This window comes from Variovorax durovernensis (genome assembly GCF_977011995.1).
Genome location: NZ_CDRNCW010000001.1, coordinates 4,675,903 through 4,696,050 on the forward strand (window position 1 = coordinate 4,675,903; position 20,148 = coordinate 4,696,050).

Below are 20,148 nucleotides of genomic sequence, written 5' to 3' on the forward strand. Positions count from 1 at the left end.
AGCCCCATGTCCCCGACACTCACCCTCGTCAGCCACCTGCTGTGCCCCTACGTCCAGCGCGCCGCGATCGCGCTGCATGAAAAAGGCGTGCCCTTCGAGCGCGTCGTGGTCGACCTCGCGAACAAGCCCCAGTGGTTTCTCGACATCTCGCCGCTGGGCAAGGTGCCGCTGCTGAAAGTGCGCCGGCCCGACGGCTCCGAAGCGGTGCTGTTCGAGAGCAACGTGATCTGCGAATACCTCGAAGAAACGCAGCCCGGCGCACGCCTGCACCCCGAAGACCCGCTCACACGTGCCGAACATCGCGCATGGATGGAGTTCGGATCGGCCATCCTCGCCGATCTCTGGGGCTACGAGACCACGCAGGACGCCGCCGTGTTCGAACAGAAGCGCCTTGCGCTCGCAGCCAAGCTCGAACGCGTCGAAGCCACGCTCGGCGAAGGCCCCTACTTCGCGGGCGCCAGCTTCAGCCTGGTCGACGCGGTGTTTGCGCCGGTGTTCCGCTACTTCGAGGTGTTCGATGCGATCAGCGACTCGCGCGTGTTCGATGGCAAGCCCAGGCTCAACGCATGGCGACAGGCGCTGGCGGCTCGCCCCAGCGTGCGCGATGCGGTGGTGCCCGAGTATCCGCAGCACCTCATGGCCTTCCTGCGCAAGCACCAGGCCCACCTGCTGACCCTGGCGGCTTGATCGCCACGCGCGGAAGCCGACAATAGCGGCCTCCCCTTTCATAACTACAAGGCACCACGAGATGCGACTTCTTCACACCATGCTGCGCGTCGGCAACCTCCAGCGCTCCATCGACTTCTACACCAAGGTGCTCGGCATGAACCTGCTGCGCACATCGGAAAACCCCGAATACAAATACAGCCTCGCCTTCATCGGCTACGGCAAGGGCAACCCCGATCAGGCAGAGATCGAGCTGACCTACAACTGGGGCACCGAGAGCTACGAACTCGGCACCGCCTACGGCCACATCGCGCTCGGCGTGCCCGACGCCTACGCGGCCTGCGAAAAGATCAAGGCAGCGGGCGGCAACGTCACACGCGAAGCCGGTCCGGTCAAGGGCGGCACCACCGTCATCGCCTTCGTGACGGACCCCGACGGCTACAAGATAGAACTGATCCAGCGCGACGAAGGCGCCGCCGGCGGCGGCCTGCGCTGAACCCAGGCGGGGCTGCTCCATGCCAGGCACGAAGAAGCCGACAAGCACGACCCGCCATGTCGCACTGCTGCGCGGCGTGAACGTCAACGGCATCACGATCAAGAGCGCCGACCTCAAGGCGCTCTTCGTCGAACTGGGCTTCGGCGCGGTGCGCACCGTGCTCGCCAGCGGCAATGTGCTGTTCGACACCGACGAAAGCGACGCCGGCGCCCTGCGCACCCGCATCGAGCAGGCCCTGCGCAAGCGCTTTGGCTACGACGCCTGGATCGTGCTGCTCACGCAGAAAACCGTGGCCGACATGGCCGCGGGCTACCCCTTCGAGCGCATCGACGAAGAGCGCCACCCGTACCTCGTGTTCGGCTCCGACGCCGCCATGCTCGACGAGATCATCGAGAAGGCCGGCACCGTCGACGCCAAGGTCGAACGCCTGAAGCGCGGCAAGGGCGTGCTGTACTGGGAATGCCCGCGCGGCGAAAGCACCGACACACCGGTCGCCAAGCTGCTGGCGAAGACCCGCTACAAATCGAGCACCACCTCGCGCAACCTGCGCACGGTGGAAAAACTGCTCACGGACTGATCAGCAGCCCAGCAGATCGGCCAGTTCGTCGATGTCGCGTGCATGCAGGTTGTTGTCCGGCTGCGGCGATACGTCCTTCGGCCGGGCGCGGCCGAACTCATGCGGGCGCTCGATGTACGCGGTCTTCAGCCCGCAGGTGCGCGCGGCGGTCAGGTCGTCGTGGTGCGCCGCGGCCAGCATCACCTGGCCGGGCGTGGCGTCGAACACGCCCGCCACGCCCAGGTAGGTACGCGGGTCGGGCTTGTAGGCCTTGAACACCTCGGCCGACAGCACGCAGTCCCAGGGCAGGCCGGCGCGCTTGGCCATTTCGGTGAGCAGGCCGATGTTGCCGTTCGACAGGGTGCAGATGGTGAATTTCTTCTTGAGCCGCGTGAGCCCGGCCACCGAATCGGGCCAGGCCGGCAGCCGGTGCCAGGCGCGGCTCAGGTCGCGCTTGGCGGCGGTGTCGAGACGGTCGGCCAGGCTGAAATCGTGCAGCACCTGCTCGAGCATGCTCAGGTGCAGCTCGTCGAGCAGCGTGAAGCCGCCCTCGCCCGCGGCGATGCGTTCCATCACGGCCTTCATCGCGGGCTGGTAGCCCGCACGCCAGGCCAGCGCGAAGGCGGCGCCATCGACACCAGGCAGCGCGCTTTCGGCCTCGGCCGCAATGCCGCTGTGCCAGTCGACCACCGTGCCGAAGACGTCGAACGCGATGACCTTGAGGTCGCTCGCGTCGAACGCGGCGCGCATGTTCAGCGCGGCAGCTGGCTCGCGGCGCGTGCCAACTGCTCGATGCGGGCCCAGTCTCCGTCGCGGATGGCGTCGGTCGGCACGATCCACGAACCGCCCACGCAGGCCACGTTCGACAGAGCGAGGAACTCCGCCGCATTGCCCGCATGGATGCCGCCCGTGGGGCAGAAGGTGACGTCGCCGAACGGGCCTTGCCATGCCTTGAGCATCGGCAGGCCGCCGGCCTGGAGCGCGGGGAAGAACTTCAGCTGGGTGTAGCCGTCTTCCTGCGCGGTCATGATCTCGCTGCCGGTTGCCACGCCGGGCAGGAGCGGCAGGCCGAGGTCGTGGCAGGCCTTGCCGACGGAGCGCGTGTAGCCCGGGCTCACGCCGAACTTTGCCCCGGCCAGCGCCGACGCCTGCGCATCGGCCGCGCTGCGGATGGTGCCCGCGCCGGCCACGGCTTCGGGCACTTCCTTGGCGATGGCCTCGATGCACTGCAGCGCCTGCGGCGTGCGCAGCGTGACCTCGAGCATGCGGATGCCGCCGGCCACCAGGGCGCGCGCGAGCGGAACCGCGTCTTTCACGTCGTTCAGCACGATGACCGGAATGACGGGTGCGTCGCGCATCACGTCGAGGGGGGTGAGTTTTTCTGTCATCTCATGGCTCCATATGTTTCGTACAGCCCGCAGCCTCGAACTGCGCAGGGCTCGATTCCAGAAACACCGCGGAAACGGCTTTGCCGGGCCGCTGGTGTTGCCCCCGGCAGGGGGCGGGCGAAGCGACACGAAGTGCGCGCAGCCTGGGGGCGAGCCTGATCACAGCCATGAGCAGGCTCCTTCTTCTGCAGTCAATGCGTTTCTGCGCATGCCGGCGAACAGCTCGCGGCCTAGGCCCCGCCCGTCGGCGATGCGCTGTGCTTCGGGCAGCGTTGCGGTTTCGCGCGCGGCCCATTCGTCTTCGGGCAGCAGCACGGCGAGCGTACCCGCCACCGAGTCCAGCCGGATCAGGTCGCCGTCGCGCACCTTGGCGAGCGGGCCGCCGGCGGCCGCTTCGGGCGATACGTGGATGGCGGCCGGAATCTTGCCCGACGCGCCGCTCATGCGGCCGTCGGTGACCAGCGCCACGCGGAATCCCTTGCCCTGCAGCACCGACAGCGGCGGAGTGAGCTTGTGCAGCTCGGGCATGCCGTTGGCCTGCGGGCCCTGCCAGCGCACCACGCAGACCACGTCGCGCTCAAGCTCGCCGGCGGTGAAGGCCTTGTGCAGCGCCGCCTGCGAGTCGAACACGCGCGCGGGTGCCTCAATGACATGGCGGTCATCCGGCACCGAGGACACCTTGATGACGCTGCGGCCGAGGTTGCCGCTCAGCAGCTTCAAGCCGCCGGTGGCGCTGAAGGGGCTGCTCACCGGCCTTGCGACGGCGTCGTTCTTCGACGGCGCGGCGGGGCTCCAGCTCAGCCGCTGCTCGCCGCCCTCGACCAAAGACGGCACGTTGCCGAACTCGCGGATCCCGCCGGCGCGCACGGTGAGCACGTCGCCGTGCATCAGGCCCGCGTCCACCAGTTCGCCGATCACGAAGCCGGGGCCGCCGGCCGCCTGGAATTCGTTCACGTCGGCGCTGCCGTTGGGGTACACGCGGGTCAGCAGCGGAATGATGTCGGAGAGCTTGGAGAAGTCGTCCCAGTCGATCACGATGCCGGCCGCGCGCGCCACGGCCACCCAGTGGATCAGGTGGTTGGTGGAGCCTCCCGTGGCCAGCAGCGCGACCATGGCGTTGACGATGCAGCGCTCGTCGACCATCTCGCCTATGGGCGGGCACTGGAAGGCGGCGTCGCCGGCCTTGCCCAGCACCGTGCGCACAGCCTCGCGCGTGAGCGTTTCGCGCATCGCGTCGCCCGGCTGGATGAAGGCCGTGCCGGGCACGTGCAGGCCCATGGCCTCCAGCAGCATCTGGTTGCTGTTGGCGGTGCCGTAGAAGGTGCAGGTGCCCTGTGTGTGATAGGCGGCCATTTCAGCGTCGAGCAGCCCCTGGCGGCCAACGAGCCCCTGCGCCGCCTGTTCGCGTACCTTCGACTTGGCACCGTTCGACAGGCCCGAAGGCATGGGGCCGGCGGGCACGAACACCGTCGGCAGGTGGCCGAAGTGCAAGGCGCCGATCAGCAGGCCCGGCACGATCTTGTCGCACACGCCGAGCATCAGCGCGGCGTCGAACATGTCGTGCGTGAGCGCGATGGCGGTGCCCATGGCGATCACGTCGCGGCTGAACAGGCTCAGCTCCATGCCTGGCGTGCCCTGCGTGACGCCGTCGCACATGGCCGGCACGCCGCCGGCCACCTGGGCGGTGGCACCGAGGCGGCGGGCCTCCTGCTTGATGATGTCGGGGTAGCCCTGGTACGGCGCGTGGGCCGAGAGCATGTCGTTGTAGGCGGTGACGATGCCGATGTTGGGCGCGCGTTCGGCCACCACGCGGAATTTGTCGTTGGCCGGGATGCCGGCCACGGCGTGCGCCACGTTGGCGCAGCCCATGCGGTCGGAGCCGCGGTCTCGGTTGCGGATCTCGGCCAGTTGGGCGAGGTAGGCGCTGCGCGGCCCATGGCTGCGCTCGCGGATGCGATCGGTGACGTCGCGGACGGTGGGGTGTGTGCTGCTGCTCATGGGGATATTGGCTCTTGCTGCGTGTCGCCGGGGCGACTGTGGGCCTGGAGGCCCATGGTACCAAGCCGGGCGCCGCGGGCTGATGAAATGAGGGCGCCGGACGATACGAATTTACTCAGTCATGCCCCACGAGGCGGCGCGCATGAAAAAAGCCCGGCGGACCGGGCTCTCTTTGGCCTGCGAAGGCGGCAAGGCGGTCAGTCGACCAGCTTGACCTCGACGCGGCGCGCTTCCGCGTTGTTGCCCGTGCCGGCCGTGACCGCGGGCTTCTGCAGGTCGACCTTGGCGGCCGGAACGCCCAGGCCCACGAGCACGTCGCGCACCATTTCGGCCCGCTTCTTGGCAAGCTGTTCGTTGATGGCGGCGTCGCCGGTGGTGTCGTGGAAGCCGGAGATCACCGCCTTGCGCCCGCTTTCCACGCCCTTGATGACCGCGGCCAGCGCTTCGGCGGCACCGGGCGCCAAGTCGGCGCTGCCGGTTGCGAAGTAGAAGTTCACCACACCGTTGACCACGCGGATGCTGGCGCCATCGGGGATCGTGACCGTGACGGTTTCAGTCACTTCGGCCAGCTTGGGCTCCGCGCCGGGCGCGGGTGCCGAGATCACCACCGCCGGCGGCTTGGCGGCGGCCAGCGCCGCGGCCGGGTTGTGCGACTTGTGCCAGAGCACGATGCCGATCACGAAGAAGATCACGAGAGCGATCAACGCCATCAGGAAGCCGAGGATGAAATTTTGCTGGCTGTCGTCGTCGCTCATTGCGGGTCTTGCTCCGTAGGAAAGGGGACGGTAAATAATGGTGCGGTGAACCATGATCACGAAATTGTAGGCCCCGGCCCCGGCACGCCCGTGTCGGACCCGGCGCCAAACCCCGGTCCGCCGGGACTCGACCCCATGCCCAAGCCCCTGCGCGACCCGCAACCGATGCTCGAACGCGCCATCGCCGACTGGGGCGGGCATGAGGATCTGTGGCTGTTCGGCTACGGCTCACTGATCTGGCGGCCCGAGTTCGACTTCATCGAGCGGCGCCCGGCCTGGGTGCGCGGCTGGCACCGGGCGCTGAAGATGTGGAGCCGGGTCAACCGCGGCAGCGTGCAGGTGCCCGGCCTGGTGTTCGGCCTGCTCTCCGGCGGCAGCGTGCGGGGCATGGTGTTCCGGGTGCCGAAGGCCGAAGGGCTCGATACCCTGCGCCGGCTCTGGCTGCGCGAAATGCCGACCGGCGTGTACGACCCCAAGTGGCTGCGCTGCGGCACGGCCGAAGGCCCGGTGCGGGCGCTGGCGTTCACGCTTTCGCGGCGCAGCCCCAACTTCACGGGCGAACTCAGCGACGAGCACTACCGCCACATCTTCGCCAACGCGGTGGGGCGCTACGGCAGTTCGCTCGACTACGCCCAGCAGACGCTGGCGGAACTGCGCCGCCACGCCATCCACGACGCCGCGCTGGCCCGGCTGGTGGCGCTGGCCGCCGCGCAAGAGCAGTCCGCCGCCGATTGCGACGCGCCGCAGGCTCCGGTATATGTTCCGGGGTCTCCAGACAAACCCTCCCACCCCTCCTCCGGACCGTCCAAGGAAAACACATGAACCATCGTCGTCTCTCCGCCATCGCCGCCGCCCTGGGCGCCTGCGCCGTACTCGCCTCCTGCGGCAGCATGGGCGGCAAGCCCAGCACGGTCGTGGAGCTGGTGCCGACCGGCGCGATCACGCCCAACCCGACCCGCGGCACGGTGACATTCACCGCGCTGGACCACGGCGTGCGCGTGTCGGGCGAGGTGCGCGGCCTGGTGCCGGGCAGCGAGCACGGCTTCCACATCCACGAAAAGGGCGACTGCGGCAACAACGGCGATGCCTCCGGCGGCCACTTCAACCCGACCGGCGCCACGCACGGCAAGTTCGCCGCGCCGGGCAGCCATGCCGGCGAACTGCCGAGCCTGGTGGCCGACGCCGGCGGCGTGGCGCGCTTCAGCGTGGAAGACCACTCGATCTCCCTGACCGACGGCACCGCCAACAACGTGGTCGGCCGCGCGCTCGTCGTTCACCGCGACCGCGACGACTTCACGACCCAGCCTTCGGGCAACTCGGGCCCGCGCATCGCCTGCGCAGTGATCACGCGCTGAGCCTGCCCGGCCCTGCGAGCCAGAGCGCCTCGGCGTGCGCCAGGGCCTCGGGCGTGTCGATGTCGGTCACCACGCCGACATCGTCCACCGCGAGGTCGGTGACCGAGCCGGCCGCGCGCATCGCCCGCAGCACGGACGACGCGCCCAGGGCCCCCTCCAGCGCCGCGAGCTGTGCATGGCAGGCGGCCCCGAAGCCGACCGGATGCCCGCGCTCTCCCCAGTACTGCGGCTGCACTGCATTTACGCCAATGCCCAGCGCGGCAGCGACCGCCAGCAGCGTTTCGGGCCGCACCAGCGGCAGGTCGCCCGGCAGGATCAGCCAGCCGGCGGCATCGGGCGTGGCCCGCACCGCAGCCGCAATCGAATCGCCCATGCCGGGGTGCCCAGCATCTTCCAGGTGCCACGGCAGTCCGCTGGCGCGCACCGCGTCCAGCGTGCGTGCCAGCACCGGCTTGCCGGCCAGCGGCGCCTGAAGCTTGGAACCTGTACCGCCGGCCGCGATGAAGCGCTCGCCGCGGCCCGAGGCCAGCACGATCACCACCGGGGAATTCGCCTTCTTGGTCGTCATGGGCGGAGTATGTGCGCAACAATCCTGTCATGACTTCCCCTCTTTCCAATGACGCGCTGGCCGCGCTGCGCAAGAGCTACGAGCGCGCCGAGCTCGGCGAGGCCCACAGCGCCGGCGACCCGCTGAAGCAGTTCGAACGCTGGCTCACCGAGGCCATCGACGCGCAGGTGCCCGAGCCCAACGCGATGACGCTGTGCACCGTGGGCAGCGACCTGCGGCCGTCGAGCCGCATCGTGCTCATCAAGGGCTACGACGCGCGCGGCATCGTCTGGTACACCAACTACGAGAGCCGCAAGGGCCGCGAGCTGTCGGGCAATCCGTACGCATCGCTGCAGTTCCACTGGGTCGAGCTGGAGCGCGTGGTGCGCATCGAGGGCCGCGTAGAGAAGGTCGGCGCCGACGAGAGCGACGCCTACTTCGCCAGCCGCCCGCTCGATTCGCGAATCGGCGCCTGGGCCAGCCCGCAGAGCGAGGTGATCAGCGGACGCGACGTGCTGGTGAAGAACGCGGCCCTGTTCGCCGCCAGGCATCTGCTCTCTCCCCCGCGTCCGCCGCATTGGGGCGGCTACCGGCTGGTGCCCGACCGCTGGGAGTTCTGGCAGGGCCGCAAGAGCCGGCTGCACGACCGGCTGCGCTACCGGCTCGAAGGCACGGACTGGGTGCGCGAGCGGCTCGCGCCCTGAGCCGCGTCGTCAGGCCTTGCTTCAGGGCAGCCACTGCACCCAGACCATCACCAGTGTCAGCGTGCCGAGGGCCAGCACCGTCGACACCGCGACGCTGGCCGTTACCAGGTCTTCGGCGGTGCGATAGCGCTGCGAGAACAGGAACACGTTGGCGCCGATCGGCAGCGCCGCCGCCACCACCATCACCGTGAGCGGGATGCCGCGCACACCCAGCGCCCAGCCGATGGCGGCCACCAGCAGCGGGTGCAGCAGGTTCTTCACCAGCGCCTGGGTCAGCGCGCCGCGCCAGTGCCGCCCGATGGGCGTGAGCGCAAGCGTGATGCCCACCATCACCAGCGCCACCGGTCCGAAGGCCTGCCCGAGCAGCTGGATCGGCTTGTCGATGACCTCGGGCATGACGAGCCCGGTCTGCGCGAACAGCAGCCCGGCCAGGATCGGCAGCGGCACCGGATGGATGATGGCGTTGCGCAGCGCGCGCAGCACGGTACGCGCCATCGAGTGCTTCTGCGCGCCGCCGGCCGCCGCGTGCTCGCGCGCCACGGCCAGCTCCAGCACCACCGTGGCGCTGGTCAAGAGCACCAGCGAGTGCAAAGAAATGAGGGTGAGCAGCACCACCATGCCGTCCTCGCCGTAGGCCAGGCCGATCAGCGCGATGCCGATCATCACGGTGTTGCTGTAGGTGTTGGCCAGAGCGATCACGGCCGCCGTGCGATTGAAGCCGCGCAGCGCCATCGTGCCCGCGAACAGCAGGCCCGAGGCAATGAAGTACGCCGCCACCGGCTTGAGGCTCAGCTGCTCGACATGCACCGTGCTCATCGCACGGAACAGCAGCGCGGGCGCGAGCAGCAGGAAGATGAGGTTCGACAGGTCCTTCACTGCATTGCCGCCGATCCAGCGGCGCCTTCCGGCAAGGTAGCCCGCGGCGATGAGCAGGACGACGGGAAGAAGCGAGGAGATGACGAACGAATTCACCCGGCGAGGATAGCCGAGGGGTTTCCGTCGCCCCCTCCTCTTCCCTCGCTCCTCAGAACGTCACGCGTAAGCCGACCTTCAGCGTCCGCCCCGGCAGCGGTGCGTTCGGGTACACCGTGGTCGTGAGGATCGATGTCGGGCTGTAGGCCAGCTTGTTGGTGATGTTGTCCACGCGCGCATACCAGGTGAGGTTCGCGCGCTGCACCTTCATGCGGTAGGTGATGGCCGCGTTCCACAGCGTGTACGCATCGGTCTCGCGCGCGCCCACGCTCGGCACACGGTGCTGCGCGGCGTTGTAGTCGAAGCCCAGGCGCGCGGTCCACGGGCCGTTGCCGTAGGCCAGCGTGGCGCCCAGGCGCAGCGGTGCGATGCGCGGCAGCGGCTCGCCGGTGTCGAGGTTCTTCGCACGCACGATGTCGCCGCGCCATTCGAGGTCGAGCGTGCCGGCATCGGCCATGCGCGCGAAGCCGTCGGCGCCCAGCAGGCGCAGGTTGCCGTTGGCCTCGATGCCGATGAAGCGCGCGCGCACGCCGCCGTAGAGGTATTCGGCCAGCGTGTCGGGCGTGCCGGGCTCGGCCACGTTGCCTTCGGAATCCAGCTCGCGGCCGGAGGCGGTCAGCCCGATGTAATTGCGAAAGCGCGTGACATACGCGTTGACGCGGGCCGTGTTGGGGCCATCTTTCCACTGCGCGCCAAGGTCGAAGCCGGTCGACTTTTCCTTATCGAGCTTCGGGTCGCCCACCTCCCACGCGGCCGTTACCACGTGCGGGCCGTTGGCCAGCAGCTCGTAGTCCTTCGGCGCGCGCTCGGTATAGGCGAGGTTGGAAGTCAACTGCCACTGCGGCGTGAGATTGACCAGAGCGCCGAAGGCTGCGCTGTGCGGATTGAAGGTGCGCTCGCCCACGGCGAAGCGCGTCACGCTCGGGTCTTCCGGGTAGCCCAGCGAACGCACGCGGACCTTCTCGGTGCGCGCGCCGAAGCTCAGCCGCCCCCACGAGGTGCCGTACTCCTCGTGCACGAACAGCGCGGTCGAGCGCGTGCGGCTGTGCGGCGCGAAGGCTTCCTCGCCGTCGGCGGCGAAGCGGTTGGTCTCGCTGCTGAAGCCGACCAGTCCCTCGAAGTTGCCGATCTTCTGGTGGCGAGCCTCGAGGCGGAGGTCGTTGCTCATGTTCGAGAAAGTGGTGCCCGGCTCGCGGCCCTCGAATTCGGTATGGCGGTAGTTGGTGTGGCTCAGCTTGGCGTGGATGCTGCTGATGAAGCCGCCCGGGCGCCATTCGCCTTCGAGCGCCTGGCGGTCGGACTTCATGCCGATGGTCACGTCGTCCTCGGCCACGGTGCCGTAGGTGCTGCGGTAGGTACTGACCGACGCGCCGACCCAGCCCTGGTCGAAGAACACCGTGCCGCCCAGGGCGCCGCCGTGCGCCTGGTTGGCCGAGTTGCAGATCTTGCGTGCCATCCACGGCGAGCCCGGCTTGCTGCACTCCAGGCTGATGGGCACCGACACATCTTTCGAATCTCGGTTGAAGGCATCGACGTGCAGCGCGATGCGGTCGTTGCCGCCCTCAAGAACCACGCCGCCGCTCTTTTCCTTGTTGCCGGTGGCATAGCCCAGGTCGGCACGGCCGCCGAAGCCGTTGATGGGTTCGGACGGAATGCGGTTGTCGATCACGTTGACCACGCCGCCGACAGCGCTGCCGCCGTACTGCAGCGCCGAAGGGCCGCGCAGCACCTCGATGCGCTCGGTGACGAGCGCGTCGACCGGCACCGCGTGGTCGTAGCTCAGCGCCGAGGCGTCGGGCGCGCCGCCGCCGTTCTGCAGGATGCGGATGCGGTCGCCGTCCTGCCCGCGGATGCTGGGCCGGCTGGCGTTGGGGCCGAAGTAGCTGCTGCTCACGCCCGGCAGGTTGTTCAGCGTTTCGCCGAGGGTCGATTCGGAACGCAGCAGCAGTTTGTCGCCCGACAGCGAAGTCGTCGGCGCAATGAGGTCGCTGGCGCCGAGCGGGTTGCCGGTGACGGTGACTTCACGCAGGCTGGCGTCATTGGCGGTGGAAGGCGCAGGCGCGGTCTGCGCCTGCGCCGCGCCCGCCAGTGCGGCGAGCGAAAGAACGGCAGCGCCGATGGCGTTGCGACGGAAATTGGGGGTCATGAAAAACACTCGTTGAAATCAAGGGGCGACCGGCCGCCACCCGCGCGAGGCGGGTGGCGGCACAGCCGGAACACGTGAGAAATCAGCGAGCGAGTGGAGGACCGCGTGCGTCGAACAGCACGATCCAGCGGGCGATGGCTTCGCCCTGCAGATAGGCAAAGGTGGCAGACGGCAGCACTATCGGCAACACCACCAGCGGCACGCCGGGCATGCTGAAGCCGTGCGACAGGCGGTCGTACAGCCGGCACTCGGCGTCGGTCTTGTCGCCGAACAGCGCATGAATCCAGCCATGCCGCTGCGCCGGGGCGTGCTTTGCCGAGGGCTCGGCCGCGGCGGTCGCGGCGGCCACGGCCCACGCGCGGTCGCCCGGCACGTGCAGCGTGGCGTGCACGAGGCCGAGCGTAGCCGTCACCCACACTGCGAAGAGCAGCATGAGTGCGACGGTGCGCGACAGCCTCGGGTTCATCTTGCGTGCCAGGCCTGCATCAGAAGTGCGTGGTCATGCTCACGTACAGGCTGCGCCGCGTGCCGTACTGCGGCGCGCCAACGCCCACGCCGGTTCCGTCGCGCAGCAGGTAGCTCTTGTCGAACAGGTTCAGGATGGCGATGCGCCCGACGATGTCGCCGCCCGAAGACTCTTTCCAGGTGTGCGAGTACGCGGCGTTGACGACGGCATAGTGCGGCAGCGCCGCGCTGTTGGGCGCGCCGCCGTCGGGTGTGCGGCGCAGGCCGCTGCCGAAGACCAGGTCGCCGCTGACCTGGTTGTCGCCGAAGCGGTAGGCTGCGCCGCCCGACAGCGTGTAGGTCTGGTCGTGGTCCAGGTACACGTAGTGGTTGGCGATGTAGCTCAGCTCGTCGGCACCGAACAGCGACTGGCTCGACACGATGTTCTTGCCCATCGCCTTCTGGTAGGCGAAGTTCGCGTAGGCCGACCAGTGTTCGTCGTTGTAGCGCGCCGACAGCTCGAGCCCGCGCGCGAAGCCCTTGGCGTAGTTGAACGGCGACAGGATCAGCGCCTGGCCGAACTGGCCCTCGTCGAGCAAGTTGGTGATGTTCTTGTAGTACACGTCGGCCGACAGCGACAGGTTGTCGTTCACCTTGTGGTCCAGGCCCAGGTCGAAGTAGTGGGTGCGCTCGGCCTTCACCGGGTCGGAATTGGCGATTTCAGGCTGGTTGGTGGTGCCGGTGTAGAGGTTGATGCTCTGCTGCGAAGCCAGCTCCTGCGGCGGCGGCGTGAAGTAGCGCGCGTAGCCCGCGTGCAGTGCCGTGTCGTCCGACAGCTTGTACGCCAGGTTCAGCCGCGGGCTCCACTGGTGCTCCTTGGTGAACGCGTCGACGCTGTCGTAGCGCAGGCCGTAGTTGAAGGTCAGCCTGGGGTCGATGCGCCATTCGTCCTGCACGTAGAGGCTGGCGAGCTGCCCGACCTTGCCGGAGTTGTCGTTGATGAGCACCGGCGTGTTGCCTACCTGCGCGCCGCTGTCGTCGACCGGGAACACGTTCACAGCATTGATGCTGCGCGTGCTCTGGCGCGTGTAGGCGCCGCCGAAGCGCAGTGTGTGGGCGTCGTTCAGCTTGTACGACGCATCGGCCTGCAGGCCGTTCGACGAGTTGGAACGCAGGGTGTCGGAAGCCACGCCGTTGTAAATCAGGTCGCCCACGGCGTCCGGCACGTAGTGCAGGTTCGAGTACTGGTGGAAGGCCGAGATCTGGAAATCCAGCGCGCCCACGGTCTTCTGGTAGGACAGCGCGACGAAGCGCGTGGCCTCGGTCTGGCGCTCGCGCACGTCGGAAGATGGCAGGCCGTTGTAGCCCGTGCCCAGGTCGCTGTAGCCGGCCAGCGAGAAGGCCGGCGTCTGGTTAGGGTTGGTCGGGATCTGGAACTTGCCGTTGTAGGTGCCGAACATCAGGCCCAGGCGGGTGTCGGCATCGAGGTAGTAAGACAGGTTGCCGAAGGTCTTGCCCTGCCGCGTGCGGTCGTTCTGCGCATTGAGCGTGGGCTGCGGGTTCTCGATGCCGTTGGTGTTGGACACCAGGCTGCCCGACAGGTAGTAGCTCAGGTTGCCGGTGGTGCCGTAGACGGAGCCGCTTTCTTCCAGCGTGTTGTGGCTGCCGAAGGTGAAGCCGAGCGAGCCGCCGGGCTTGCCGAAGCCCTGCTTGGTCTGGATGTCTACCACCCCGGCGGTGCGCAGGCCGTACTGTGCGGGCAAGGCGCCGGTCAGGAAGTTGACCGAGTCGATGTAGCGCGTGTCCAGCGACTGGCCGAAGCCCGAGATGCCTTCGGGCAGTTGCACGCCGTTGACGCGGTACTGCACGTTGCCGTGGTCGTCGCGCACGTGCAGCGAGCCGGAGGCCTTGGAGTCCTTGGCTACGCCAGGCAGGGTCAGCAGCACGTCGTCGAGCGGCGTGGCATCGCCCTTGCCGAGCGCGTCGATGGCCGCGCGGTCGATGCGATAGACGGTCGCGCCGACCTCGGGCGAAAGCTCCATGCGCGCCTTCTTGAGGCGCTCGGACTGGATCTCCACGGTGGACAGCGTGCCCTCGGCGCTGCTGGGAGCGACGGTGGTGGTTGTCGTGGTGGTGGTCGCGTCCTGGGCGAAGGCCGGCCAGGACAGCAGGGAAAGAACGGCAATGCCAACGGCATTGCGACGGAAATTGGGAATCATGAATGGACACTCGTTGAATCGATGAACGATCCGCAGCCGCCCGCGCAATGCGGGCAGCTACGGCCGGAACACGGGGGGATTCAGCGAGTGGAAGGCGGACCGCGCGCGTCGAACAGCGCGATCCAGCGGGCGATGGCCTCGCCCTGCAGATAGGCGAAGGTGGCCGAAGGCAGCAGTATCGGCAGCACCACCAGCGGCACGCTGGGCGCCGTGGAGCCGTGCTCCAGCTGGTCGTACAGCCGGCACTCGGCGTCGGTGTGCTCGCCGAACAGGCTGCCCAGTCCATGAGCCGCATGCTTGTGCACACCGCTCTGCGATGCCTGCTGCACCGCCGCCGCGGCCTGCGAAAGGCCCGGCACGTGCAGCGACCGGTGCATGACCCCGAGCGTGCCCGCGATCCACAACGCGAACGCCAGCGCGACGATCAACGCGCGCGACGAACGGGAGGGTGACTGGCGGGCGATGCGCACGGGTCCGGGAGCGATCAGGCCTTCAGGCGCGAGGCGAAGGTCTTCTGGAACTTCTCGACCTTCGGGCCCACGACGAATGCGCAGTAGCCCTGGTTCGGGTTGTTCAGGAAGTAGTCCTGGTGGTAGGCCTCGGCCGTCGAATAGTTGTCGAGCCTGGCCACTTCGGTGACGACCGGCGAACGGTAGGTCTTGCTGGCCTCGATTTCGCGGATGACCCCTTCGGCCACCTCTTTCTGGGCGTCGTCGGTGTAGTAGATGCCGCTGCGGTACTGAGTGCCGACGTCGTTGCCCTGGCGGTTGAGCGTGGTCGGGTCATGCACCACGAAGAAGATCTCGAGGATCTCGCGCAGGCTGATCCGGGCCGGGTCGAATTCGAGCTTCACCACCTCGGCGTGGCCGGTACGGCCGGTGCAGACCTGTTCGTAGGTCGGCTTGACGACCTGGCCGTTGCAATAACCCGACTCCACGTCGAGCACGCCCTGCACACGGTCGAAGACCGCCTCGGTGCACCAGAAGCAGCCACCACCGAGCACGATGGTTTCTGTGGGCGACGATGAAGAGGTCATTGCACTGCTCCGGAAGGTTGGAAAAAGACGAACCCGATATTGTCGCGGCTTGACGTGACAGATGCCGCTCACTACATTACTAACCCGCGAGTCATTAAAATCATGCCCACGCCCCGATCCTTTGTCGACAAGATCTGTCCGATACGCGCCAAGCGTGAACGCCGGAAAGAAGCGCGCCCCGGCGAATTGCTGGCGGCCGCACTCGACCTGTTCGTGGAAAAGGGCTTCGCCGCCACCCGCTCCGAAGAAGTGGCGGCAAGGGCCGGCGTTTCCAAGGGCACTCTCTTCCTGTACTTCCCTAGCAAGGAAGAGCTGTTCAAGGCCGTGGTCATGGAAAGCCTGGGCGGCCGTTTCACCGAGTGGAATGCCGAATTCGAAGCGTTCGAGGGCACCTCGGCCGAAATGCTGCGCTACTGCATGAACGTGTGGTGGGAACGCGTCGGCATGACCAAGGCATCCGGCCTGACCAAGTTGATGATGTGCGAGGGCTCCAACTTCCCCGAACTCGCGGAGTTCTACCGCCGCGAGGTGGTGCGCCCCGGCCACGACCTGCTGCGTCGCATTCTGCAGCGCGGCATCGACCGCGGCGAGTTCGCCAAGGTCGACATCGACCACGCGATCTATTCGGTGGTCGCACCCATGGTCTTCCTCATGCTCTGGAAGCATTCGGCCATGGTCTGCGTCGACGGCGCCTCGACGCTCGACCCCGAGAAATACCTCGCGACACAGGCGGAAACCGTGCTTTACGGCCTCACCGTTCGCCCCGGAGACAAGGCATGAAGCGTCGCGGAAGGCCGACCGGGCCGCGGGTGTCACCGGCGCCACCTAAAATTGAAGGTTTGTCCTGAGCCCACAAGGAAAGCCACGCCATGAACCCCACCCCCACCCTCGAGCGCTTGCGCTTCAACATGATCGAACAGCAGATCCGCCCCTGGGATGTGCTGGAGACCGACATCCTCGAACTGCTGGCTGAAATCCACCGCGAGGACTACGTGCCCGACGAGCACCGCACCCTGTCGTTCTTCGACATGGAACTGCCGCTGCTGGACGGCTCCGTGCCCGGCGAATTCATGCTGTCGCCCAAGGTCGAGGCCCGCACGCTGCAGGACCTGCACATCCAGAAGCACGAATCGGTGCTCGAGATCGGCACCGGCTCCGGCTTCATGGCCGCCCTGCTCGGCGCCCGCGCCGCCCAGGTGCTGTCGCTGGAAATCAACCCCGTGCTTGCCGCACGCGCCGCCGAGACGCTGCGCCGCAACGGCGTGACCAACGTCGAAGTGCGCCACGCCGACGGCTCCGTACCCCTGGCCAGCGGCCCGAGCTTCGACGTGATCGTGCTCAGCGGCTCGGTCGCGCGCATTCCGCAGAACCTGCTGGGTTCGCTCAAGGTCGGCGGCCGCCTGTCGGCCATCGTGGGCGACGAGCCCATGATGCGCGCCCACTTCGTCACCCGCACCAGCGAAAGCAAGTGGGACACCATCCAGCCCTGGGACACCGTGGCCCCGCGCCTGCTGAACTTCCCCGAACCCTCGCGCTTCTCGTTCTGAGCGGACGGAAACCCATGATCGACCAAGTCCGCCCCGCCGACCTCGCCGCCTGGTTCGCCCAGGACGCCGATGCGGCCCCGGTTCTGCTCGACGTGCGCGAGCCCTGGGAGCTGCAGACGGCGAGCGTCGTGCCCCAGGGCTTCACCCTGGTCGCGATCCCGATGAACGAGATCCCCGGGCGCCTGGCCGAGCTGGCCAGGCCCGGTGAGGGCCAGCGCATCGCCTGCCTCTGCCACCACGGCACGCGCAGCCAGCGCGTGGCCGCGTTCCTGAGCCAGAACGGCTTTGCCGACCTGGCCAACGTGGCCGGCGGCATCGACGCATGGTCTTCACACGACCCCACGGTCCCACGCTACTGATTCTTTCTCCAAGGACGTTCATGCCCTCCAGGCCCCGGCTTTCGCCACTTTCCGCAGCGCTCGCAAGCACCTTCGCAGCACTGCTCGCATTGCCGGCCCAGGGCCAGACACTGAACGAACTGTATGACGCCGCCCGCGGCTACGACGCCACCTACCAGGGCGCGCGGGCCCAGTACGACGCCAACGTGGCGCGCGCCGCGCAGGCCAAGGCCGGCATCCTGCCGGCGGTCGGCCTCACGGCCGGCGTGACGCGCAGCGACGTCGACATCGAAACCCTCACGGGCACCGGCCGAGGCACCAGCACCCCGCGCGACTTCAACACGCAGAACGTCGGCATCAACGCCACGCAGCCGCTGTACCGCCCCGCCAACTGGGCCACCTACGAGCAAGGCAAGCGCCAGGCCGACATCGCGCAGGCGGTGTTCACCATTGCGGAGCAAGACCTGATCGTGCGCGTGAGCCAGGCCTACTTCGACGTGCTTGCCAGCCAGGACAACCTGGCGCTGGTGCGCGCGCAGAAGGTGGCCGTGGCCGAACAGTTGGCGTCGGCAAAGCGCAACTTCGAGGTCGGCACATCGACCATCACCGACTCGCGCGAAGCGCAGGCCCGCTACGACCTGGTGATCGCGCAGGAAATCTCGGCCGAAAACGACCTGCAGGTCAAGAAAGTGGTGCTCGACCAGCTGGTCGGCCGCCCCGGCAGCGTGCCGGTGCCGCTGGCGGTGCCGGTGGTGCTGCCCACGGCCATGCCAGCGGACATCAATGCCTGGGTTTCGCAGGCCGACGAAGTGCACCCGGCAATCAAGCAGGCGCGCCTGGGCGTCGACGTGGCCGGGCTCGAGGTGGAGAAGGCCAAGGCCGGCCACAAGCCCACGCTGGACGCCAACCTCGGCTACAACGTCACGCGCAATCCGACCGGCACCACCACCAGCACCGTGGGCACGCGCACCAATGCGACCACGGTCGGCGTCACGTTCAACCTGCCGCTGTTCGCCGGCTTCGCGACCGAGAACCGCATCAAGGAAACGCTGGCACTCGAAGACCAGTCGCGCAGCGTGCTCGAGGGCACGCGCCGCAACGTGGCGCAGGCCACGCGCGCGGCTTACCTCGGGCTGGTCTCGGGTGCGGGGCAGGTAAAGGCGCTGGAGGCCGCCGAATCGTCGAGCCAGAGCGCGCTCGATGCGAACCGGCTGGGCTACCAGGTGGGCGTGCGCATCAACATCGACGTGCTGAACTCGCAGAGCCAGCTGTTCCAGACCAAGCGCGACCTCGCGCAGGCGCGCTACAACGTGCTGCTGGGCAACCTCAAGCTGCGCCAGGCCAACGGCACGCTGACCACCGACGACATGAATGCGATCAACGCCACGCTGGCGAGCAACGGCAGCGTGCCGGCAGTGCCCTCGGCCACGGCACCGGACCGCGCGCAGCAGCAGCAACCGGTGGTCGCGCCGCCGAGCATTCCCGTGATTCCCCCGGTACCGGTGCAGCCGTTCAATCCGCCCGCGCCGACGATGCCGACGCCGCCCGTGCCACCGGTGATCCTGAACCCGCCGGTGCGCTGAGGCTGCTCTTCAGTCCAGCGTGGGTTCCGCGCGCGGCGGCTGATCTACTTCCAGCGGCGCGTTCACCGTGTCCACGGGCTCGGCCGCCTGCGCAATTGCCAGCACCGCCGCGGCCGTGCGTTCCGCGGCGCCACGGTTCGACGAGGCGAAGGCCTGCGCGGCTTGCGCCATCGCCGCACGGCGCTCGGGGTTCTCGACCAGCTTCAGCGCCGCCGTCACCGCCTGCTCCATGCCCTCGACGCGCAGCGACGCGCCTGCCGCCAATGAGAGCTGCGCCGCTTCGGCGAAGTTGAAGGTCGACGGTCCCATGATCACCGGGCAGCTGCAGGCCGCCGGTTCGATGAGGTTCTGTCCGCCCAGCGGCTCGAAGCTGCCGCCGAGCAGCGCCACGTCGGCCAGGCCGTAGTAAAGCGCCATTTCTCCCAGCGAATCGCCGAGCCAGATTTCCGATTCGGCCGGCTGCCCCGCCGCGCTGCGCCGTGCCACCGCGAAGCCTTCGGCCTCGATCAGCGCCGCCACTTCGTCGAAGCGCTGCGGATGGCGCGGCACGATCATCCACTGCACGTCGTGCACGCGCTTGGCAATCGAGCGCACCGCGCCCTGCTCCGGCGGCACCGGCGAGGTCGCGCCGAAGCGCTTGAGCACTTCGAGCAGCAGCCGCTCTTCGCCGTCGCGCGAGCTTGCGAGCACGACCATGGGGCGCGGCAGGCGTTCGCGCAGCGACATGGCGGTGCCGAGCTGGCGCGCGTCGGGCGTGGCGTCGAACTTGAGGTTGCCGTACACGCCGGCCACCTTGGCGCCGAGCGACACCAGCCGGTGCGAATCGGCCTCTGTCTGTGCCCACACAGCGGTGAGGGCCGAGTAGGCGGGCCGCGAGAGCCATGCGAGGCGCTCGGCTGCGGCCAGCGATTTCTCGTTGAGGCGCGCATTGGCCAGCACCAGCGGAATGCGGCGCTCGGCGCAGGCGGCGGCCATCTCGGGCCAGACCTCGGTTTCCATCAGCACGCCGATGCGCGGCTGGAACTTGTCGAGAAAGCGCGCCACGGCACCCGGCGTGTCCCACGGCTGCCAGACCTGGGTGTCGCCCGGCTCGAGCAGCTTGGCGCCCTCCTCGCGTCCGGTGGCGGTGCCGTGCGTGAGCAGGATCGGCACGCCCGGGTACTGCCGGCGCAATTCGGCAATGAGGATGGCGGCCGCGCGCGTCTCGCCGAGCGAGACCGCATGCACCCAGCACTGGGCATGGCCGGTGATGGACTCGTCGTAGCGGCCGAAGCGCTCCTCGACGGCCACGCCATAGCCGGGCTCGGCCACGGCACGGCGCCGCAGCTTGCGGCGGACCAGGGGTTGCACAGCAGTGGTGAAGACGCCGTAGAGGCGCAGCAGTAGCGAACGCACAGG

Annotated in this window: 22 protein-coding genes; 10 read left to right on the forward strand and 12 right to left on the reverse strand. The window is 68.3% G+C overall.

Features of this window, described 5'->3' with window-relative positions:
- Positions 1-6 precede the first annotated feature (6 nt).
- From ACWV14_RS22310 to ACWV14_RS22320, 3 genes are all read left to right on the forward strand, one after another.
- Positions 7-687 carry a glutathione S-transferase family protein gene (locus ACWV14_RS22310; RefSeq protein ID WP_454903784.1) on the forward strand — a complete coding sequence of 227 codons (681 nt, stop codon included), beginning with the start codon at positions 7-9 and terminating at the stop codon, positions 685-687.
- 61 nt (positions 688-748) lie between these two features.
- Positions 749-1,162, forward strand: coding sequence for a lactoylglutathione lyase (gene gloA / locus ACWV14_RS22315; protein WP_081268016.1), 414 nt, complete (start codon positions 749-751; stop codon positions 1,160-1,162).
- Between the two features lie 19 nt (positions 1,163-1,181).
- Positions 1,182-1,739, forward strand: a complete 558-nt coding sequence (locus ACWV14_RS22320) for a DUF1697 domain-containing protein (protein ID WP_454903786.1) — start codon at positions 1,182-1,184, stop codon at positions 1,737-1,739.
- Here ACWV14_RS22320 and ACWV14_RS22325 read toward each other — a convergent pair whose 3' ends face one another.
- The 4 genes from ACWV14_RS22325 to ACWV14_RS22340 form a co-directional block, all read right to left on the reverse strand.
- Positions 1,740-2,468, reverse strand: a complete 729-nt coding sequence (locus ACWV14_RS22325; protein ID WP_454903787.1) for a haloacid dehalogenase type II — start codon at positions 2,466-2,468, stop codon at positions 1,740-1,742.
- Between the two features lie 2 nt (positions 2,469-2,470).
- Positions 2,471-3,106, reverse strand: a complete 636-nt coding sequence (eda, locus tag ACWV14_RS22330; protein WP_454903788.1) for a bifunctional 4-hydroxy-2-oxoglutarate aldolase/2-dehydro-3-deoxy-phosphogluconate aldolase — start codon at positions 3,104-3,106, stop codon at positions 2,471-2,473.
- A 159-nt stretch (positions 3,107-3,265) separates the two neighbouring features.
- The gene (gene edd, locus ACWV14_RS22335; RefSeq protein ID WP_454903789.1) at positions 3,266-5,104 is read right to left on the reverse strand and encodes a phosphogluconate dehydratase; all 1,839 of its coding nucleotides are present in this window, start codon (positions 5,102-5,104) and stop codon (positions 3,266-3,268) included.
- A gap of 197 nt (positions 5,105-5,301) precedes the next feature.
- Positions 5,302-5,859, reverse strand: a complete 558-nt coding sequence (locus ACWV14_RS22340) for an OmpA family protein (RefSeq protein WP_454903790.1) — start codon at positions 5,857-5,859, stop codon at positions 5,302-5,304.
- Positions 5,860-5,994: 135 nt separating this feature from the next.
- Here ACWV14_RS22340 and ACWV14_RS22345 point away from each other — a divergent pair, with 135 nt between their 5' ends.
- Together ACWV14_RS22345 and ACWV14_RS22350 are read left to right on the forward strand one after the other, a co-directional pair.
- Positions 5,995-6,681, forward strand: a complete 687-nt coding sequence (locus ACWV14_RS22345) for a gamma-glutamylcyclotransferase (protein ID WP_454903791.1) — start codon at positions 5,995-5,997, stop codon at positions 6,679-6,681.
- A complete protein-coding gene (locus tag ACWV14_RS22350) occupies positions 6,678-7,214 on the forward strand; it encodes a superoxide dismutase family protein (protein ID WP_454903792.1) in 537 nt (178 codons plus the stop codon). Before ACWV14_RS22345 ends, ACWV14_RS22350 begins: the two co-directional genes overlap by 4 nt.
- Here the strand turns inward: ACWV14_RS22350 and ACWV14_RS22355 are convergent.
- Complete coding sequence (locus ACWV14_RS22355) at positions 7,204-7,782, reverse strand: nucleotidyltransferase family protein (RefSeq protein WP_454903794.1); 579 nt, start codon at positions 7,780-7,782, stop codon at positions 7,204-7,206. The genes ACWV14_RS22350 and ACWV14_RS22355 overlap by 11 nt on opposite strands.
- A 29-nt stretch (positions 7,783-7,811) precedes the next feature.
- On the opposite strand from ACWV14_RS22355, the gene pdxH reads away from it, so the two are divergent.
- Positions 7,812-8,465: a pyridoxamine 5'-phosphate oxidase gene (gene pdxH / locus ACWV14_RS22360; RefSeq protein ID WP_454903795.1), complete on the forward strand. Its 654-nt coding sequence runs from the start codon at positions 7,812-7,814 to the stop codon at positions 8,463-8,465.
- Between the two features lie 21 nt (positions 8,466-8,486).
- Here the strand turns inward: pdxH and ACWV14_RS22365 are convergent, their stop codons facing one another.
- From ACWV14_RS22365 to msrA, 6 genes are all read right to left on the reverse strand, one after another.
- Entirely contained in the window at positions 8,487-9,437 is a 951-nt protein-coding gene (locus tag ACWV14_RS22365) for an AEC family transporter (protein ID WP_454903797.1), read from the reverse strand.
- A gap of 52 nt (positions 9,438-9,489) precedes the next feature.
- Complete coding sequence (locus ACWV14_RS22370; RefSeq protein ID WP_454903798.1) at positions 9,490-11,583, reverse strand: TonB-dependent receptor; 2,094 nt, start codon at positions 11,581-11,583, stop codon at positions 9,490-9,492.
- Between the two features lie 82 nt (positions 11,584-11,665).
- A complete protein-coding gene (locus tag ACWV14_RS22375; protein ID WP_454903799.1) occupies positions 11,666-12,049 on the reverse strand; it encodes a hypothetical protein in 384 nt (127 codons plus the stop codon).
- 19 nt (positions 12,050-12,068) lie between these two features.
- Positions 12,069-14,246, reverse strand: coding sequence for a TonB-dependent receptor (locus ACWV14_RS22380; protein WP_454903800.1), 2,178 nt, complete (start codon positions 14,244-14,246; stop codon positions 12,069-12,071).
- Between the two features lie 80 nt (positions 14,247-14,326).
- Entirely contained in the window at positions 14,327-14,716 is a 390-nt protein-coding gene (locus tag ACWV14_RS22385; RefSeq protein ID WP_454903801.1) for a hypothetical protein, read from the reverse strand.
- Between the two features lie 14 nt (positions 14,717-14,730).
- The gene (msrA, locus tag ACWV14_RS22390; RefSeq protein ID WP_454903803.1) at positions 14,731-15,282 is read right to left on the reverse strand and encodes a peptide-methionine (S)-S-oxide reductase MsrA; all 552 of its coding nucleotides are present in this window, start codon (positions 15,280-15,282) and stop codon (positions 14,731-14,733) included.
- Positions 15,283-15,384: 102 nt separating this feature from the next.
- Here msrA and ACWV14_RS22395 point away from each other — a divergent pair, with 102 nt between their 5' ends.
- The 4 genes from ACWV14_RS22395 (at position 15,385) to ACWV14_RS22410 (ending at position 18,750) form a co-directional block, all read left to right on the forward strand.
- Positions 15,385-16,062 (forward strand): TetR/AcrR family transcriptional regulator, encoded by a 678-nt coding sequence (locus ACWV14_RS22395; protein ID WP_454903804.1) that lies wholly within the window; start codon positions 15,385-15,387, stop codon positions 16,060-16,062.
- 89 nt (positions 16,063-16,151) lie between these two features.
- Positions 16,152-16,829 carry a protein-L-isoaspartate O-methyltransferase family protein gene (locus ACWV14_RS22400; protein ID WP_454903806.1) on the forward strand — a complete coding sequence of 226 codons (678 nt, stop codon included), beginning with the start codon at positions 16,152-16,154 and terminating at the stop codon, positions 16,827-16,829.
- A gap of 14 nt (positions 16,830-16,843) precedes the next feature.
- Positions 16,844-17,188, forward strand: coding sequence for a rhodanese-like domain-containing protein (locus ACWV14_RS22405; RefSeq protein WP_454903807.1), 345 nt, complete (start codon positions 16,844-16,846; stop codon positions 17,186-17,188).
- Positions 17,189-17,208: 20 nt separating this feature from the next.
- Positions 17,209-18,750, forward strand: a complete 1,542-nt coding sequence (locus ACWV14_RS22410; protein WP_454903809.1) for a TolC family outer membrane protein — start codon at positions 17,209-17,211, stop codon at positions 18,748-18,750.
- Between the two features lie 9 nt (positions 18,751-18,759).
- On the opposite strand, the gene ACWV14_RS22415 is transcribed toward ACWV14_RS22410, so the two are convergent.
- On the reverse strand, positions 18,760-20,145 hold the full coding sequence (locus ACWV14_RS22415; protein ID WP_454903811.1) for a 3-deoxy-D-manno-octulosonic acid transferase: 1,386 nt from the start codon (positions 20,143-20,145) through the stop codon (positions 18,760-18,762).
- Between the last annotated feature and the right edge of the window lie 3 nt (positions 20,146-20,148).

Bases quoted from the DNA above. Each gene is read 5' to 3' on its own strand.
- edd (WP_454903789.1), bottom strand. From the start codon at position 5,104: ATGAGCAGCAGCACACACCCCACCGTCCGCGACGTCACCGATCGCATC.
- ACWV14_RS22370 (WP_454903798.1), bottom strand. From the start codon at position 11,583: ATGACCCCCAATTTCCGTCGCAACGCCATCGGCGCTGCCGTTCTTTCG.
- eda (WP_454903788.1), bottom strand. From the start codon at position 3,106: ATGACAGAAAAACTCACCCCCCTCGACGTGATGCGCGACGCACCCGTC.
- pdxH (WP_454903795.1), top strand. From the start codon at position 7,812: ATGACTTCCCCTCTTTCCAATGACGCGCTGGCCGCGCTGCGCAAGAGC.
- ACWV14_RS22350 (WP_454903792.1), top strand. From the start codon at position 6,678: ATGAACCATCGTCGTCTCTCCGCCATCGCCGCCGCCCTGGGCGCCTGC.
- ACWV14_RS22320 (WP_454903786.1), top strand. From the start codon at position 1,182: ATGCCAGGCACGAAGAAGCCGACAAGCACGACCCGCCATGTCGCACTG.
- ACWV14_RS22375 (WP_454903799.1), bottom strand. From the start codon at position 12,049: ATGAACCCGAGGCTGTCGCGCACCGTCGCACTCATGCTGCTCTTCGCA.
- msrA (WP_454903803.1), bottom strand. From the start codon at position 15,282: ATGACCTCTTCATCGTCGCCCACAGAAACCATCGTGCTCGGTGGTGGC.
- ACWV14_RS22340 (WP_454903790.1), bottom strand. From the start codon at position 5,859: ATGAGCGACGACGACAGCCAGCAAAATTTCATCCTCGGCTTCCTGATG.
- ACWV14_RS22355 (WP_454903794.1), bottom strand. From the start codon at position 7,782: ATGACGACCAAGAAGGCGAATTCCCCGGTGGTGATCGTGCTGGCCTCG.
- ACWV14_RS22380 (WP_454903800.1), bottom strand. From the start codon at position 14,246: ATGATTCCCAATTTCCGTCGCAATGCCGTTGGCATTGCCGTTCTTTCC.
- ACWV14_RS22405 (WP_454903807.1), top strand. From the start codon at position 16,844: ATGATCGACCAAGTCCGCCCCGCCGACCTCGCCGCCTGGTTCGCCCAG.
- ACWV14_RS22325 (WP_454903787.1), bottom strand. From the start codon at position 2,468: ATGCGCGCCGCGTTCGACGCGAGCGACCTCAAGGTCATCGCGTTCGAC.
- ACWV14_RS22410 (WP_454903809.1), top strand. From the start codon at position 17,209: ATGCCCTCCAGGCCCCGGCTTTCGCCACTTTCCGCAGCGCTCGCAAGC.
- ACWV14_RS22395 (WP_454903804.1), top strand. From the start codon at position 15,385: ATGCCCACGCCCCGATCCTTTGTCGACAAGATCTGTCCGATACGCGCC.
- ACWV14_RS22345 (WP_454903791.1), top strand. From the start codon at position 5,995: ATGCCCAAGCCCCTGCGCGACCCGCAACCGATGCTCGAACGCGCCATC.
- ACWV14_RS22400 (WP_454903806.1), top strand. From the start codon at position 16,152: ATGAACCCCACCCCCACCCTCGAGCGCTTGCGCTTCAACATGATCGAA.
- ACWV14_RS22310 (WP_454903784.1), top strand. From the start codon at position 7: ATGTCCCCGACACTCACCCTCGTCAGCCACCTGCTGTGCCCCTACGTC.
- gloA (WP_081268016.1), top strand. From the start codon at position 749: ATGCGACTTCTTCACACCATGCTGCGCGTCGGCAACCTCCAGCGCTCC.